A 15,476-nucleotide genomic window follows, 5' to 3' on the forward strand; every position below is an offset into this window, starting at 1 on the left:
ACTTGGAGGCACCCATGTTCAGCAGCCCGGCGATCAGCACGTGGATCACCGTCGGCAACGGCTGCCCGATCCGTTATCAGATCAACGGCAGCGACGAGATGGAGTTCGCGTGCGGCAGCGGCTCCACCCAAAGCTTCGGGCTCACCATGCACAGCGAGGCACTACGCCAGTTCCTGATCGTCGGCACGGAAGCGCTCCGCAAGATGGACGCGCTACACGCCGAACAACTCACGCCACAGTCACAAGGGGTTCGTGCTTGACGGGAAAGTTCATCGACCGCGCGATGAAGCACATTTCGTGCGCCTTGGCGTGCAATTCCTGTGCCTTCTCGACAGCATCGGGAGTGCTGACGACGACCCGCGGCCGCAGGATCACCTCGGTGAACTGGCCCGCGCCGTTCTGCTCCATCGCCATGAAGCCGACGGCTTCGTCGACATAGGACTCCACAACCACGCCAGAAGTCGCGCACAGGTGCAGGTACCACAGCATGTGGCAGTCCGACAACGCACCGACCAGCAACTGCTCCGGGTTCCAGCGCGTCGGGTCGCCGCGGAACGAGGGGTCGGACGTCGCGGCGATGTCCGGCCGCCCGTCCGCCGACAGCGTGTGATCACGGCTGTAGGCGCGGTAGTTCGACGTGCCCGCGCCCTGGTTGCCGGTCCACGTGGTGGTCACCGTGTATGAGTGCATCAGAACTTCCTGTTCACCAGTACGGGCACGACCTTGCGCGCCTCGGTCACCTCGTCGGTGTTGATGTCGACGACCAGAAGGCCGGGCTCCGGGCCGAGTTGGTCACGGATCTCGCCGAGCGGCGACGCGACCAGGCTGTAGCCGATGCCGGTCGGTGCGTTGCCGGACGGCGCCTGGCCGACGGTCGCCGGGTTGGCCTGTCCACACGCGACAACAAAGGTGGTGGAGTCCAATGCCCGAGCCCGGGCGAGCAGTTCCCATTGCTCACGCTTTCCGGGACCGGCTCCCCAGGACGCGGGCACGACGGTGATCGTCGCGCCTTCGTCGGCCAGTCGCTGGAACAGCCCGGGGAAGCGGATGTCGTAGCACGTGGCGAAGCCGATCATCACGTCATCCACTTCGGACACGACAATCCGCTCGCCCGGCGCGACCGTCTTCGATTCGGCGAATCCGAAGGCGTCGAACAAGTGGATCTTGTCGTAGTACGTGTCGACGCCGCGGCCGGTGATCAACAACGTGTTGGTGACCCGGCCGTCCTGGCTCGGCGTGAACATCCCGGCCACGATCAGGACGCCCGCTTCCTCGGCGATCTCGCGCACGGCGGTCGCCCACGGGCCGTCGAGCGGCTCGGCGATCGGACCGAGCGGGATTCCGAACCGCGCCATGGTCGCCTCGGGGAAGACCACGACCGAGGCGTCACCCGTTTGGCTGATCGTCTTCCGGATGTGGTCCAGGTTCCGCCGCGGATCTGTGTCCGCGGCGAACTGGCTCAACGCGATTCGCATCACCCATCACCTCGCACGGGTCTAATATTACTTGTATACAACGTGTATGTAAGGAGTATTCATGCGCGTCTCTGGCCGGGAGCGGGCGTACGAGTACGTGAAGAACGAACTGCTCGCCGATCCGGGCATGCAGGGCCAGTTCATCAACGAGCAGATCCTGGCCGACCGGCTCGGGGTGTCGCGCACGCCGATCCGTGAGGCGCTGCTCATGCTCGCCGCACAGCAGCTCGTCGAGCTCGTGCCCAAGCGCGGCGCGTACGTGGCGCCGATGTCCGGCCGTGAGCTCAGCGAGCTGATCGAAGCTCGTGGCGTGATCGAGCGGCACGCGGCCACCTTCGCGTGCCAGGACGAGCCGGTCGCGCAGATGCGGGACGCCCTGGCCGCACAGCACCTGCTGAGGGACAGCGCCAAGGAGTTCATCGAGGCGGACACCCGCTTTCACACCGCGCTGGTGCGTTCGACCGGCAACGAGATCCTGACCAGGACGTACGAGGGCCTGCGCGACCGGCAACTGCGAGCGGGCATGATCGCGCTGGCCAACGTGCCCGGCCGCCAGGACAGCGTGCTCAGCGAACACGCCGCCATCGTGGACGCCCTGGCCGACAAGGACGTCGAGCGAGCCCGGGAGGCCATCGACGCCCACCTGCGAGAGACGCTGCGCATCCAGCTCATGATTTGACCGGATCACGGCCGAGCGCAAGCCCGATCACCGTGATCACGGCCGTCACCGCGATGTACCCGCCGATCGCCGGCCAACTGCCTGTCCACGACAGCAAGGCCGTGAACAGCAGCGGCGCGACCGCGCCGCCGATCAGCCCGGCCAGCGTGTACGCCATCGAGCTTCCCGTGTAGCGCAGTCGCTCCGAGAACTGCTCGGTGACGAACGCGGCCTGCGGGCCGTACATCGCCGAGTGCAGCACCAACGCGACGATCACGCCCAGGATCAGCAGGCCGACCGAACCGCCGGAGATCATCGGGAAGAACACCCACGGCCACACCGCCGCGCCGATCGTCGCGACCAGGTAGACCTTGCGCCGGTTGATCCGGTCGGACAGCGCGCCGAACGCGGGGATCAGCACGAGTTGCAGCGCCGAGCCGAGCAGGACCGCCGCCATGCCCCAGCCGCGCGAGATGTTCAGGCGTTGCGTGGCGTAGGTCAGGACGAACACAGTGAACAGGGCATAGTGGACATCCGGGCAGACCCGGGAGAAGACGCCCGCCAGCAATGCGCGCTTCTCATATCGGAACACCTCGCTGATCGGCGCGCTCGGCCGTTCGCCGTGCGCCTCGATCGCCTTGAAAACCGGCGTTTCCTCCAGCCGGACACGAATCCACAGTCCGAACGCGATCAGCACGGCGGACAGCAGGAACGCCAGCCGCCAGCCCCAGCCGATGAACTGCTCGTCGGTGAGCACCGCGCCGAGCAGCGCCAGCACACCGTTGGCCATCAGGTTGCCCGCGGGTGGGCCGACCTGGGCGGCCGACGCCCAGAAACCGCGTTTCGCCGGATCGCCGAACTCGCTGGACAGCAGCACCGCGCCGCCCCACTCGCCGCCGATTCCCACCCCCTGGGCGAACCGCAGCAGCACCAGCAAAACCGCAGCCGTCGCGCCGATCGTGGCGTAGGTTGGCAGCAGTCCGATGAGGAACGTGGCCAGCCCGGTCAGCACAAGCGTGATCACCAGGACCCGCTTGCGGCCGATCACGTCCCCGAGTCGGCCGAAGACGAATCCGCCGAGCGGCCGGGCCACGTACCCGACCGCGTAAGTCGAGAACGCGAGCATCGTGCTGGCCAGTGGATCATCGCCGGGGAAGAACAGCGGGCCGAAGATGGTCGCCGACGCCACCGAGTACGCCGCGAAGTCGTACCACTCGAGCGAGGTGCCCGACAGGCTCGCGGTGAACGCGCGCCACAGGGAGCGCTTGTCAACAGTCACGGAAGTCATGTCGCACCTCCTGGATTCTGTCGCATATCGTATGTATACAAGTCGTATACGCAAGGTATAAGGAGGTGCCGGTGCTGCACTTCAGCCTGCCTGACGGCCATCGGGTGGCCGTCGAGGTGCGCGCGTTGCTCAACGCGGGATTCGCCGGCCGCAGCCAGGACGACGTGGCCGAACACGTCGCCGAACTGGCCGCGCTGGGCGTTCCGGCACCGACCAAGACGCCGTGCCTGTATCCGATCGCGCCCTATCTGGCCTTGCAGTCCGGCGAGGTCTACGCCCAGCACACCCGCACGTCGGGTGAGGCCGAGTGGGCGATCGTGATCACCAGGGACGAGGTGCTGCTCACCGTCGCCTGCGACCACACCGACCGGGACCTGGAAGTCCACGGCGTCGCGTGGAGCAAACAGGCCGCACCCGACATGCTCGGCCGCCAGGCCTGGCGCCTGGCCGACGTGGCCGACCGGATCGACGACCTGACGCTGACCGCGTGGGTGCGCAGCGACAGCGAATGGACCGAGATCCAGGCGGGCACGTGCGGGGAGTTGTTACCCCCGCAGTACTGGATCGACGTGCTGCACGACCAGAAACTGCACATCCCCGGCACGGTGCTGCTCTCCGGGACCATCCCGATGAAGAAGGGCGTCAACCAGTTCGCCGACGAGTGGCGGGTGGAACTCGGCGACCCGTTGACCGGGCGCACCATCTCCACGGAGTACCACATCAGAAGGCTCCCCGACCCGATCGCTTGAGTTAGGGTTGATCGCGGAGCGCCGGGAAGTCTGGTCGGCAACGGTTGAGTGCTACCAACTTCCAGGAGTGAGATGCGACGCGGCCCGGTCAGCGAGTTCGCCAGATATCTGCGTATCGAGACCGTCGGCGGGATGATCCTGCTCGGCGCGACAGCGGTGGCGCTGGTCCTGGCCAACTCCCCCACTCGCGGCGCCTACGAGGCGGTGCGGGACTTCCACATCTGGGAACTCTCGGTCGGCGACTGGGCCAAGGACGGCCTGCTCGCCCTGTTCTTCTTCGTCGCCGGGCTCGAACTCAAGCGTGAACTCGTGGTCGGCGAACTGTCCCGGTTCAAGGCCGCGATCCTGCCGGTGATCGCCGCGACCGGCGGCATGATCGTCCCGATCGGCGTCGCGCTGGCGGTCGGCTGGGGCGCGCCGGGAATCGACCAGGCTTGGGCGGTTCCGGCGGCGACCGACATCGCCTTCGCGTTGGGCGTGCTCAGCCTCACCGCGTCCGGCCTGCCCAGCAGCGCCCGCGTCTTCCTGTTGAGCCTCGCGGTGGTCGACGACCTCGGCGCGATCATCATCATCGCGCTCCTGTTCACGGCGAAGTTCAACCTGGCAGCCGCCGCGGCCGCGATCGTCCTGCTCGCGCTTTACGCCTACCTGCAACACAAACGAATCCGGTCGTCGTGGTTGTACGTGCCGATCGCGCTCGGCACGTGGTTCGCCGTGCACGAGTCCGGTGTGCACGCGACCATCGCGGGCGTCGCCCTTGGCCTGTTGACCAGGGTCAAGAAAGACTCCTACGAGCGGGACGCGCCCGGCATCCGCCTCGAACACCGGCTCCAGCCGTGGTCCGCCGGGCTCGCCGTGCCGGTGTTCGCGCTGTTCGCCGCCGGAGTCCCGGTCTCGCCGGACGCGCTCGGCCAGATGCTGGACGACCGGGTCGCCGTCGCGGTGATCGCCGGTCTGCTGGTCGGCAAGCTCGTCGGGATCTTCGGCGCGACGTTCGCCGCGGTCCGGCTCAAACTCGCGGTCCTGCCCAACGACCTGGGCTGGCGTGACATGGCCGCGGTCTCGATGCTCGGCGGCGTCGGGTTCACCGTCAGCCTGCTGATCGCGGATCTCGCGCTGGACGGCGGCGCGGCCGAGCGGGTGAAGGCCGCCGTCCTGCTGGCTTCGGCGGTCGCGTCCTTGCTGGCCGCGGCGATGTTGGTGCGGCGCAGCCGGGCACGCCGGGCCGCCTGACCGCCCCCATGGCACGATGACCAGGTGACGAGTGCGCAGCAGAACGACCGTGCAGGCGCGGGACTGCCACAGGTCCCGTCAATTCCGTTGACCGAGGACCGGATCGGTCTGCCCCCCGGCGACCAGTCGATCGGCGCGCTGGTCAAGGACGCGACCACGCACCTGTCCACGCTGGTGCGGGCGGAGATCGAGCTGGCCAAGATCGAGATCTCGCGGGACGTCAAACGAGGTCTGCGCGGCAGCGTCTTCTTCATCATCGCCCTGGTGGTGCTGCTGTTCAGCCTGTACTTCCCGTTCATCGCGCTGGCCGAGGGGCTGGCCGAACTCGGCCTGCAACGCTGGCTCGGGTTCCTGATCACCTGGGGCGTGATGCTGCTGATCGTGGGTCTCTTCGGCTACCTCGGGTACCGCAAGGTGCGCGGGATCAAGGGACCGCGCCGCACGATCAAGACAGCCCAGGACACCGTGGCCGCGCTCAAACGCGACAGTGATGAGAAGCGATCCTGATCCGTCTACGGTCCGTGTCGACGGTCCGTGGGCACACCGCGACGTCCACGCCAACGGGATAAGCCTGCACGTCGCCGAGACCGGCGAGGGCCCGCTCGTGCTGATGCTGCACGGGTTCGGCGAGTTCTGGTGGACCTGGCGTCACCAGCTCACCGCGCTGAGCGACGCGGGATACCGCGCGGTCGCCGTTGATCTGCGAGGATACGGCGACTCCGACAAGCCGCCGCGCGGTTACGACGCGTGGACGCTCGCGGGCGACGTGGGCGGTCTGATCAAAGCCTTGGGCGAACGCAAGGCACACGTCATCGGCCACGGTTGGGGCGGCCTGCTCGCGTGGTCCGCGGCGGCGTTGCATCCCCGGCTCGTGCACTCGGTCGTCGCTGTCAGCGCGCCGCACCCGCTCGCGTTGCGGCGCCAGATCCGCCGAACCGCGTTGCGCCGCAAGGAGAACAACCAGGCACGCGCGATCGGGACGCTGTTTCGCGCGCAGATCCCGATGTACCCGGAACGCAAACTCGTCCGGGACGACGCGATCGAGCTCGAACAGCTGATGCGCCTGTGGGCCGGCCGCGGATGGGCCGACAGCACGGATTTCACCGCCGCCGTCGAGCGCTACAAGAACGCCGTCCAGATCCGGGGCGTGGCGTTCTCCGCGATGGAGTACTACCGGTGGGCCGTCCGGGCGCAGATCCGCAGCGAAGGCCGCCGGTTCGCCGAGGCGCTCGACAAGCCGATCCCGGTGCCGTCACTGCGGATTCACGGCGCCAGGGACCCGTTGATGCTCGTGGCCACCGCCCGCGCGTCGCAGCGATGGCTGGACCCCCGGGCGCCGCTGCACGTGCTCGCCGAAGCCGGGCACTACCCGCACGAGGAAGCGCCCGACAGCGTCAACAAGACCCTGAAGTCCTGGCTCTCGAACGGTTAGGCCGTGTATCGATGTCCCCGTTCGATGAGAGTCTGCCCCGGCCGGAGGCCGGAGTCGGCTCGGTGGGGTGGTTCCTGGCGTCGCTGCGGGAACGCCGCGAATACTGGTTGTCTTTGGGCGTTTCCGCAGTGGCGCCAGGGGCCGCATCCGGCCCGGCTATCGCGAACGGGGCTTTGATACACGGCCTAGGCCGCGCAGGCGCCGGTGTCGACCCGGCGGGTCAGCCGTGGCGCCTGCTGCACCTCGTCCGAGACCTCCTTGGCGGTCAACACGAAACCCGTCTCGTCGTCGTCCACCGCGGCACCGAACACGACACCCACCACGTTGCCGTTCGGGTCGACCAGCGGGCCGCCGGAGTTACCGCTCTGCACCTTGGCGCGGACCGTGAACACGTCCCTGGTGACGGTGTTGGCGTCGTAGATGTCCGGGCCACGCAGGTTGATGCGCTCACGGATTCGTGAGGCCGACGCGGTGTACGGGCCGTCCAGCGGATAGCCGAGCACAATCGTGGAGTCGCCCTTGGCGGCGTCCTGCGGCGCGAACGGCAGCGGCCTGGCGTTGAGCTCCGGCACGGACAGGATCGCCACGTCCACCGAGGGGTCGTAGAGCACCACACGGGCGTCGAGCTGGCCACCGTCGGTCTCGACCGACACCTGGTCGGTACCGGCGACCACGTGCGCGTTGGTCATCACGCGCTGCGGCGAGATCACGAACCCGGTGCCTTCCAGGGCACGGGAGCACGACTGCGCCCGCGCGTGGATCTTCAGCACGCTCGGCCGGACCCGCTGAACCACCGGGCTGGACTGCAACGCCGGGTCCGGCGGACCGGTGTCGACCAGCGGCGTCTGCGAGAACGGCCCCATCACACTGGGGAAACCCGAATCGTCCAGCAGCTTCTTCACGCCGTTGGGCAGCTTCTCGGCGCCCGGCGGCATGATGTCGTCCACGCCGCCCAGCACGACCGAACCGCGGATCGCCTGCGCCAGACCGGGCAACCCGGTGACCGTGGTCAGCGGCACCGCGATGATCCACGCGACCACGAAGACGACAACGCCCTGCACGAGCGCGCCGAGAATGCTTTCCACCGGCGTCAGGTTCGGCGTCTTCATCTTGCGCCGCAGCGTTCTGCCTACCCATACCCCGGCTGTCTCACCGAGCGCGACGAGGAAGACCACGATCGCGATGAAGAACGCCGCTCGCGTGGCGAAGTTCGTGAAGTTCTCCACGACGAGCGGAGCGACGATGGCGCCGAGCACCAGTCCGGCGAAGACGCCGATCAGGGCCGGCAGCGCGATCACGACGCCCTGGCGCGCACCGGAAATCGCGGCCAGCACCACCAGCGCCAGCACCAGCACGTCGACCCAGTTCAAGCTTCACTCCTCCGGACGGGTAGACCGCCACGCTACGTCAAGTTCCCGTACATCGGTCGTGTCCCACGGCACTTCCCAGCCGCCGACGGCCAGCACGAGCGTCAGCAACGCCGCCGTGAAACCCCAGACCAGCATGCCCGGCGCCGAGAACGCGGGACCGGTGAACCCCGACGGGTGGCGGACCATGAACCGGTTCGCCGGGTTCGCGAGGTGATCAAGGGGAATCCGGGCGACCGCCGCGGTCTCCGCCGGGTCGACCGCCCGGACCGGCGCCGGGGTGTGCCAGTACGCGAGCACCGGCGTGACCAGGAACTTCGAAACGGGCACATACAGCGCGGGCATCAGCGCGACAGGCAGGACACCGCCGGGCAGCACGCCGGTCTCCTCCGCCGCCTCACGCAGCGCGGTGCCGATCGGGAAGTCGTCGCCCTCGTCGGCCTTCCCGCCGGGGAACGCCACCTGGCCCGCGTGCGAGCCCAGCGCGTCCGACCGCAGTAACAGCAACACATCCGGCCCGTCGGGACCTTCCCCGAGCAGGACCAGCACCGCCGCGTCCCGTGCGATCACGTGGTCCGGCGGGGCGAGCCCGCGGAACATCTCGACGTCCAGGTCCCTGGTGCCCTCGACGAGCTTGCTCATCCAGTGCGGGACGTCGGCCGGATCGACCAGCGGACCGTGGGAGGTCACTGCCCCACCGCCCTGCGCACGTCCGCCACAGACTTGAACACGCGTGGATCGTTGACGAAGTTCACCGTCCCCTGGGCGTCGATCACATAGGACGCGGGCAGGATGGCCGGCACCTTCAGCGCCCTGCGGACCGAGTTGTCGCCGTCGAGCAGGGCGGGCACGCGCACGTTGAGGTTCGTCAGCATCGCGATGGCGGTCGTCTGGTCGCTTTCGACGGCCAGGGTCACGACCGGGATGGCCCCGGGTTCGGCCGCGTACGCCGCAAGCACCGGGAGTTCTTCCTGGCAGGGCGCGCACCACGTGGCCCAGACGTTCACCAGCACCGGACCGGCAAACGCTTGCGCGACGTCCGCGACACCGCCGTCGGCCAGGCACGTCGCCTTCAGGCCCTGCATGGTCTCCAGCGCGACGCCCTGACGTGAGCACGTCGGCAGATCGGTCTTGATCGGCTCCGGCGGCGGCGCGGCCTGCGGCTTCTCCTCGTCACGCGGCCAGAACGCGATCGCACCGGCCACGACCAGGACCAGCGCGACTATCGCCCAACGGATCTTGACGCTCAACTGGCGGCCTTGCCGCGCTTGGGCTTGCCCGCCTTCTCGGCCAGCGCGATCAGGTGCTCGGCCTCGACGCCCTTCACCAGCTTCGCCGCCGTCTCGAACTCCGTCGGGCCGGTGCCGTACGACGGACAATCCCTGGCCAGCAGACATGCGCCGCATGCGGGCTTCTTGGCGTGGCACACGCGGCGGCCGTGGAAGATGATCCAGTGCGACGCCATCGTCCAGTCCTTGGGTGGCAACAGCGCGCCGACCGCGTACTCGACCTTCACCGGGTCCTCTTCGGCCGTCCACTCCCACCGGCGGACCAGCCTGCCGAAGTGCGTGTCCACGGTCAGCCCCGGCACGCCGAACGCGTTGCCGAGCACGACGTTCGCGGTCTTGCGGCCGACGCCGGGCAGCGTGACCAGCTCCTCCATCGTGCCGGGGACCTCGCCGCCGAACCGCTCGACCAGCGCGGCACCCAGCCCGATCAGGGCGGCGGCCTTGTTGCGGTAGAAGCCCGTCGGCCGGATCAGTTCTTCCAGCTCGGTCCGGTCGGCACTGGCGTAGTCCTCGGCGGTCCTGTACTTCGCGAACAGGGCGGGCGTGGTCAGGTTGACCCGGACGTCCGTGGTCTGCGCGGACAGCACGACCGCGACGATCAGCTCAAGCGGGTTGGTGAAGTCCAGCTCGGCACGCGCGTCCGGAAAAGCCTCCGACAACGCGCGAATCATCCGCCGGGCACGCCGGACCAACCCCGTCGCAGGCTTGACCGTCTGCCCGGGGGGCTGCTTGGTGGCGGGAGGCACGGGACTAGCCTACGGGCCGCCGGACAACGTCGACCGACCCCAGACGTCTTAGTGAATGTGCCGACCCCGACGCACGTTAAGCGAGGATCCAACTGATGGTGGCTGTCTGGTTCGTGTTCGTGGTACCGCTGGTGGTCATGCTCTTCGCGTTGTTCATGGAACGCGTCGAGACGCGCCTGCGCGACGCAGCCGTCCGCGAGGACGAAGTCACCCAGCTGCTTGAGGACATGCGCCCGGACGAGGCCCGCGCGCTCTACGGCCACGGCATCGGCCGTGCTCTCGACCTGTTCCGGCTCCGCCGCCGTGGCGGACGCGCCGCGCGGACGAGGCAGCGCGTGCGCATGTGACTACCACCCGGTAGCGTGCGGCGTGCCCGGTGGGTACATCCGGGTGAACGTCCTACACTGCAGGTAGTGAAGACGGCGACGGTGTCAGGTTCGCCGTGTCTCGACAGGAGGGACGAGCGTGGACGAGACCCTGGCCAGGGCAGGCATCTTCCAGGGGGTTGAGCCCGCGGCAGCCGAGGCGCTGAGCCAGACGCTCGAGAACGTGGAGTTCCCCCGCGGGCACGTCATCTTCGCCGAGGGAGAGCCGGGCGACCGGCTGTACATCATCCTGTCCGGCAAGGTGAAGCTCGGCAGGAAGTCCCCGGACGGGCGGGAGAACCTGCTCGGCATCTTCGGGCCGTCGGACATGTTCGGCGAGCTCTCGATCTTCGACCCGGGACCCCGTACGTCGACCGCGACCACGGTGACCGAGGTCCGCGCGGTCACGATGGGCCGTCCGGAGCTGCGGCAGTGGATCGCCACCCGCCCCGAGATCGCGGAGCAGCTGCTGCGCGTGGTGGCCCGGCGGTTGCGCCGGACGAACGGCATGCTCGCGGACCTGATCTTCACCGACGTGCCCGGTCGTGTCGCCAAGGCCCTGCTCCAGCTGGCCCAGCGGTTCGGCAGCCAGGAGGCGGGCCTGCTCCGGGTGACGCACGACCTGACCCAGGAGGAGATCGCCCAGTACGTCGGCGCTTCGCGGGAGACCGTGAACAAGGCGCTGGCCGACTTCGCCCACCGCGGCTGGCTGCGGCTCGAAGGCAAGAGCGTGCTGATCCTGGACCCCGAGCGGCTGGCTCGGCGCGCACGGTAACCCCTGGCTCCCGACTCCGCCCCCGGCGCCCGCGCCGGGGGCTTTGTCCTGGTCAGCCCTCGTGAGCGTTTATCGGCGTTCTAACCCTGATAAACACTCACGAGGGGTTTGCTGCCGGCGGGCATGAAGAAAGGGCACCCGGCCGCCACCCCCGACGTGGCGACCGGGCGCCCTTCCTTTCGCGCAAGCCATCCCCCGACAGCTCACGCTCCCCGCCCTCCGTGCGATCTGGCCCCGACCCTTCCGCCGGAGGGATTTTCCGCCGCTTCGCGAGTACCCGATGCTCGGCGGCGAATCCACCATCACCCGCGGGACCCCTGCGGCTCAAGTCTTTTCACTCTCCAGGACTCGGTTGAGTCGGATTCGTTGCGCTGGTTCGCCGCAGATTTACATTCCGTTATACAACTGTGATCACGTTCGGGTTTCGAGTAGCCCAATCGGACGAAGTGAGGAAACCCACCGTAATTTAGTGGTACGGGAGTACCACTTCACCGCATACTGGTACGCGTGTCCCACAACGTCTCGTTCGCCGACTACCGGGCCGCCCTGACCACTCCTGGTGCGGGCGGCCCGATGATTGCCGCCGTGTTCGCCCGCCTGCCGATCGCGATGGTCGGGTTCGCGATGCTGTTCTACGTCCAGCGCGCGACAGGTTCGTACGCCGTCGCCGGGCTGGTGTCGGCGGGCGCGCTGATCGGTTCGTCGATCGGATCGGTGCTGCAAGGCCGGGTCATGGACCGTCTTGGACCGAGCCGTCCGCTGCTGGTCGCGTCGACCGCGTTCACTGTCTTCGTCGCCATCGCGATCATGGGCGTCGAGGCAGGCATGAGCGCGCCCGCGCTCGTCGGCTTCGCGTTCGCGGTCGGACTGACACAGCCGACGGTCGGCTCGGCGTCACGGACGTTGTGGTCGCGTCTGTTGCCCGCAGGCCGTACGCGACAAGCCGCGTACAACTACGACGCCATCAGCATCGAGGTGTTCTTCATCCTCGGACCCGGTCTCGCCGGGTTGCTCTCGGCGCTGCCGTGGGCGGGCACAGGCGTGTTGGTCAGCGCGTTGTCCCAGGCGGCCGGTGCGATCACGTTCGCGCTCACCAAGACTGTCCGCGCGCAGCGGCCGTTGGTGCAGACGGGGACGAGCCTGCTCGGTCCGTTGGTCAGCCCGGGTATGCGTACGGTCATCCTCGCGGTGATGGGCTTCGGTGTGGTGATCGGTTTTGTCGAGGTCGCGGTGCCTGCCGCCGCCACCGCCGCAGGTCAGCAGGCCATGGGCGGCGTGATGCTCAGCGTCTGGTCGATCAGCTCGGTGATCTTCGGCGTGATCTACGGGATGCGCCCGTGGCCACGGCCGATGCACCTGCGGTTGCCCGTGCTGCTGGCCGGATTCGCCATCCTGGTCACGTTCTCGGCCATCCCGAGCTCGCTGCTCTGGCTGGCGGTGACGTTGCTGATCGCGGGCATGATGATCACTCCGCAGTCCACTTCGCACTCGACCGCGCTCGAACAGGTCGCGCCGCCGAGCACGATGACCGAGGCGTTCGGCTGGGTGATCACCGCCGTCACCTTCGGCCTCGCACTGGGCCAGTCGGCGAGTGGCTACCTCGTCGAGCACGTCAGCGTGTCGTCCGCGTTCATCGCGGCCGCCGTCGCCGGGCTGATTTTCGCGGGCCTCGTGTTCGTGTTCCGTGGCACGATCGCCGCAGGAGTGCCCAGCAGGAAAGCAGACCACGCACTCGCGAGCTAGGGAGAACCATGCGCCGTCTGATCATCGACACCGACCCCGGCGTTGACGACGCCTTCGCGATCGCGCTGGCCGCCCGGCATCCGGACGTCGACCTGCTCGCGTTGACGACCGTGGCGGGCAACATCGGCATCGAGCACACCACGCGCAACGCGTTGAACGTCCTGGCGATGTGCGGCCGTGAGGACGTTCCCGTCGCGGTGGGCGCACACCGGCCGTTCTCCAGGCCGGCGCGCAGCGACGACGCACACGGCAACGACGGACTCGGCGGGCACGCGGGCAACATCGGCACCTCCAAGGCGAGCGTCGATCCACGTGACGCCGTGACGTTGATGGTCGACCTGCTCACCGCCGCCGAAGAGCCGGTCACGATCGTGCCGATCGGTCCGTTGACCAACATCGCCGTGCTGCTGGCGGCGCACCCCTCGATCAAGTCCAAGATCGAACGCCTGGTGATCATGGGCGGCGGGATCGAAGGCGGCAACGTCACGCCCGCGGCCGAGTTCAACGTCTGGGTCGATCCCGAGGCCGCACGCCGGGTTCTTGTCGAAGAGGACGTTCCGGTCACCCTCGTGCCCCTGGACATCACGATGAAGTGCGCGGTGGCCGACGACTGGCTGGGCAAGGTCTCCGCCGCCAACGCGGTCGGCCGGGAACTGGTCGCGATGACGCCGCACTACCGCGAGTTCTACAAGCAGGAAGTCGGCACGGACGACCTCATCATGCACGACGCGATCGCGGTCGCCGAAGCGATCAGGCCGGGCCTGCTGAAGACGACGCCGATGGCACTGGAGGTCGACTGCACCGACGGGCCGGGCAGCGGGGCGACCATCGCCGACCTGCGCAACCGGCGCGCCCCGGCCGGCGACCGCCTGGTCGACGTGGCGCTGGACGCCGACGTCGACGAGGTGCTGTCCTTCATCCACGACGAGCTGACCAGCCGCTACTGATCACCTGAAGAAGATCGGGTTCGTCAACGCCACCATGGTGTCCCGTGTGGTGCTGGTCGGCTGTTCCCGGCGGATTTCGACGCGAACCCATTTGCTGTAACGGCTTTGCGTCGTCCACGTGACCGTCGCGCCCGCCGCGGGGACGTAACCGCCCCACTGAGGACCGTGCTGGTCGAGGATTCGCACATGGGTGTCCGGCGCGCCGCTTGCCTTGATCTCCAAGGCGATCGGCGTGCCCGGGTCCGTTCTCAGCGTCTCCCCGATGCCCACCGTCGTGTCGTCGGCCGTGGCGGTGAACTCCAGCTGGACCGCTGACGATTCCGCGATCCAGTTGCGCCCCTTGGCAAAGCCCTCCATCAGCTGCGGCCCTGTCAGGCCGTCGGCCAGGACTACGTTGTGCGGCAAGCCCACCTGGTCATTGTGGGTGTGCGAGTCGCTGTTGCCGACCGCTGGAATCCAGCGTCCGGCGCGCAGCAGACTGTCCCAGGCGATGACGGTGGCTTCGTCGTCCAGCGTCCAGGGCCCGTTCCACACTTCGACGAGATCCGCGCGTTCGTAGCCGAATTCCCAGGTGCAGCCGACGCACGGCCCGAACGGGTGCGCGGCGACGACCATCCCGCCTGACTCGTGGACCTCGTCGACGAACTTCCGCAACCGCTGCGGGTCGTCCGCGCGGTAACGCCAGTCGATCCATGTGCCCGCCGGAAGATTCCACGCGGGCCAGTGCCCGGTCCGTGTCGTGACCTCTTCACCGTTGAGGATCAACAGGTCCTCAGTCGCGTGATCGCCCCACTGCAGGTGCGCGCTCGAAGTGTTGTGCTCGGTCGAGACGATGAAGTCCAGGCCCGCTTTCCGTGCGTCCGCGACGAGTTCTCCCGGCTTGCGGCGGCCGTCCGAGTAGATGGTGTGCACGTGCCCGTCGCCGCGGTACCAGCTTCGTCCCCGGTCCGCTGCCGGCGCTGTCGACGGCGCCGGGTTGGGCCGGAACGCCGGGCCGTCGGGTCCGAATCGGACAGTGACGTCCACCTCGAAAGCCATGCCCTGCGGGGAAACCGTGTACGGCGCCAGGAGGATCTGCCACTCACCGGGCTGGAGCGGACCGGCGAGGTAGCCGGGCGTGGCCTCGGTGGCGTTGATCGTGAACCGGTCCCGGGCACCGCCCGACCAGCCACGGAATTGTTCGTGCGGACCAAAAACCCCGATGTCGAGGGCGTTGCCTCTGACGCCGGGCGGCACGTCCGGCTTGTCGTAGCGGTAGACGACCTCGATCTCCCGCACGCCTTCGGGAATCTCCACCGGCAGGTAGTGCCAGTCCGGCGCACCCGGCCCGAACGTGCCGGTGATCGTCGCGACCTGCTCCATAACAGCAACCTACCTGCGAAAACTCAAAAATGTCAGACCGGGCCGCT

At 68.2% G+C, this 15,476-nt stretch carries 18 protein-coding genes; 10 read left to right on the forward strand and 8 right to left on the reverse strand.

The annotated features are described in order from the left end of the window. The first annotated feature begins 14 nt into the window (after nucleotides 1-14). Nucleotides 15-260: a hypothetical protein gene (locus GC106_RS18425; protein ID WP_173131933.1), complete on the forward strand. Its 246-nt coding sequence runs from the start codon at nucleotides 15-17 to the stop codon at nucleotides 258-260. Here GC106_RS18425 and GC106_RS18430 read toward each other — a convergent pair. Both GC106_RS18430 and GC106_RS18435 read right to left on the reverse strand, forming a co-directional pair. After that, nucleotides 229-690, reverse strand: a complete 462-nt coding sequence (locus tag GC106_RS18430) for an OsmC family protein (protein ID WP_173131936.1) — start codon at nucleotides 688-690, stop codon at nucleotides 229-231. The genes GC106_RS18425 and GC106_RS18430 overlap by 32 nt on opposite strands. Further along, nucleotides 690-1,475, reverse strand: coding sequence for a carbon-nitrogen hydrolase family protein (locus GC106_RS18435; protein ID WP_173131939.1), 786 nt, complete (start codon nucleotides 1,473-1,475; stop codon nucleotides 690-692). Before GC106_RS18435 ends, GC106_RS18430 begins: the two co-directional genes overlap by 1 nt. A 61-nt stretch (nucleotides 1,476-1,536) precedes the next feature. On the opposite strand from GC106_RS18435, the gene GC106_RS18440 reads away from it, so the two are divergent. Next, entirely contained in the window at nucleotides 1,537-2,154 is a 618-nt protein-coding gene (locus GC106_RS18440) for a GntR family transcriptional regulator (RefSeq protein ID WP_173131942.1), read from the forward strand. Here the strand turns inward: GC106_RS18440 and GC106_RS18445 are convergent. Further along, nucleotides 2,144-3,421, reverse strand: coding sequence for an MFS transporter (locus tag GC106_RS18445; RefSeq protein WP_173131945.1), 1,278 nt, complete (start codon nucleotides 3,419-3,421; stop codon nucleotides 2,144-2,146). The two genes, GC106_RS18440 and GC106_RS18445, sit on opposite strands and share 11 nt — an antisense overlap. A 65-nt stretch (nucleotides 3,422-3,486) precedes the next feature. Between GC106_RS18445 and GC106_RS18450 the strand changes: the two genes are divergently transcribed. From GC106_RS18450 to GC106_RS18465, 4 genes are all read left to right on the forward strand, one after another. Next, entirely contained in the window at nucleotides 3,487-4,170 is a 684-nt protein-coding gene (locus tag GC106_RS18450; protein WP_173131947.1) for a DUF2848 domain-containing protein, read from the forward strand. Nucleotides 4,171-4,242: 72 nt separating this feature from the next. Continuing rightward, nucleotides 4,243-5,403, forward strand: a complete 1,161-nt coding sequence (nhaA, locus tag GC106_RS18455) for a Na+/H+ antiporter NhaA (protein ID WP_173131950.1) — start codon at nucleotides 4,243-4,245, stop codon at nucleotides 5,401-5,403. A 24-nt stretch (nucleotides 5,404-5,427) separates the two neighbouring features. Continuing rightward, complete coding sequence (locus GC106_RS18460; protein ID WP_173131953.1) at nucleotides 5,428-5,910, forward strand: phage holin family protein; 483 nt, start codon at nucleotides 5,428-5,430, stop codon at nucleotides 5,908-5,910. Further along, nucleotides 5,894-6,835: an alpha/beta fold hydrolase gene (locus GC106_RS18465; protein ID WP_173131954.1), complete on the forward strand. Its 942-nt coding sequence runs from the start codon at nucleotides 5,894-5,896 to the stop codon at nucleotides 6,833-6,835. Before GC106_RS18460 ends, GC106_RS18465 begins: the two co-directional genes overlap by 17 nt. Nucleotides 6,836-7,020: 185 nt before the next feature. Here the strand turns inward: GC106_RS18465 and GC106_RS18470 are convergent, their stop codons facing one another. From GC106_RS18470 to nth, 4 genes are read right to left on the reverse strand one after another with little or no spacing between them, the layout of a single operon-like run. Next, nucleotides 7,021-8,205, reverse strand: a complete 1,185-nt coding sequence (locus tag GC106_RS18470; RefSeq protein WP_173131958.1) for a MarP family serine protease — start codon at nucleotides 8,203-8,205, stop codon at nucleotides 7,021-7,023. A gap of 3 nt (nucleotides 8,206-8,208) precedes the next feature. After that, complete coding sequence (locus tag GC106_RS18475; protein ID WP_173132336.1) at nucleotides 8,209-8,844, reverse strand: NUDIX hydrolase; 636 nt, start codon at nucleotides 8,842-8,844, stop codon at nucleotides 8,209-8,211. Between the two features lie 44 nt (nucleotides 8,845-8,888). Then, nucleotides 8,889-9,452, reverse strand: a complete 564-nt coding sequence (locus GC106_RS18480; protein WP_173131960.1) for a TlpA family protein disulfide reductase — start codon at nucleotides 9,450-9,452, stop codon at nucleotides 8,889-8,891. Continuing rightward, entirely contained in the window at nucleotides 9,449-10,162 is a 714-nt protein-coding gene (nth, locus tag GC106_RS18485; RefSeq protein WP_173132339.1) for an endonuclease III, read from the reverse strand. Before nth ends, GC106_RS18480 begins: the two co-directional genes overlap by 4 nt. A gap of 173 nt (nucleotides 10,163-10,335) precedes the next feature. Here nth and GC106_RS18490 point away from each other — a divergent pair, with 173 nt between their 5' ends. The 4 genes from GC106_RS18490 to GC106_RS18505 all read left to right on the forward strand — a co-directional run bounded on the left by GC106_RS18490 (nucleotide 10,336) and on the right by GC106_RS18505 (nucleotide 14,067). Then, nucleotides 10,336-10,584: a hypothetical protein gene (locus GC106_RS18490; RefSeq protein WP_173132342.1), complete on the forward strand. Its 249-nt coding sequence runs from the start codon at nucleotides 10,336-10,338 to the stop codon at nucleotides 10,582-10,584. Nucleotides 10,585-10,702: 118 nt separating this feature from the next. Continuing rightward, entirely contained in the window at nucleotides 10,703-11,377 is a 675-nt protein-coding gene (locus GC106_RS18495; protein ID WP_033389944.1) for a Crp/Fnr family transcriptional regulator, read from the forward strand. A 507-nt stretch (nucleotides 11,378-11,884) separates the two neighbouring features. Further along, nucleotides 11,885-13,120: an MFS transporter gene (locus tag GC106_RS18500; protein ID WP_312872720.1), complete on the forward strand. Its 1,236-nt coding sequence runs from the start codon at nucleotides 11,885-11,887 to the stop codon at nucleotides 13,118-13,120. 8 nt (nucleotides 13,121-13,128) lie between these two features. Next, entirely contained in the window at nucleotides 13,129-14,067 is a 939-nt protein-coding gene (locus GC106_RS18505; RefSeq protein ID WP_173131963.1) for a nucleoside hydrolase, read from the forward strand. Here the strand turns inward: GC106_RS18505 and GC106_RS18510 are convergent, their stop codons facing one another. Then, nucleotides 14,068-15,429 carry a CehA/McbA family metallohydrolase gene (locus GC106_RS18510; protein WP_173131966.1) on the reverse strand — a complete coding sequence of 454 codons (1,362 nt, stop codon included), beginning with the start codon at nucleotides 15,427-15,429 and terminating at the stop codon, nucleotides 14,068-14,070. Between the last annotated feature and the right edge of the window lie 47 nt (nucleotides 15,430-15,476).

The sequence above is a fragment of the Kibdelosporangium persicum genome (genome assembly GCF_013280595.1).
GTDB lineage: Bacteria > Actinomycetota > Actinomycetes > Mycobacteriales > Pseudonocardiaceae > Kibdelosporangium > Kibdelosporangium persicum.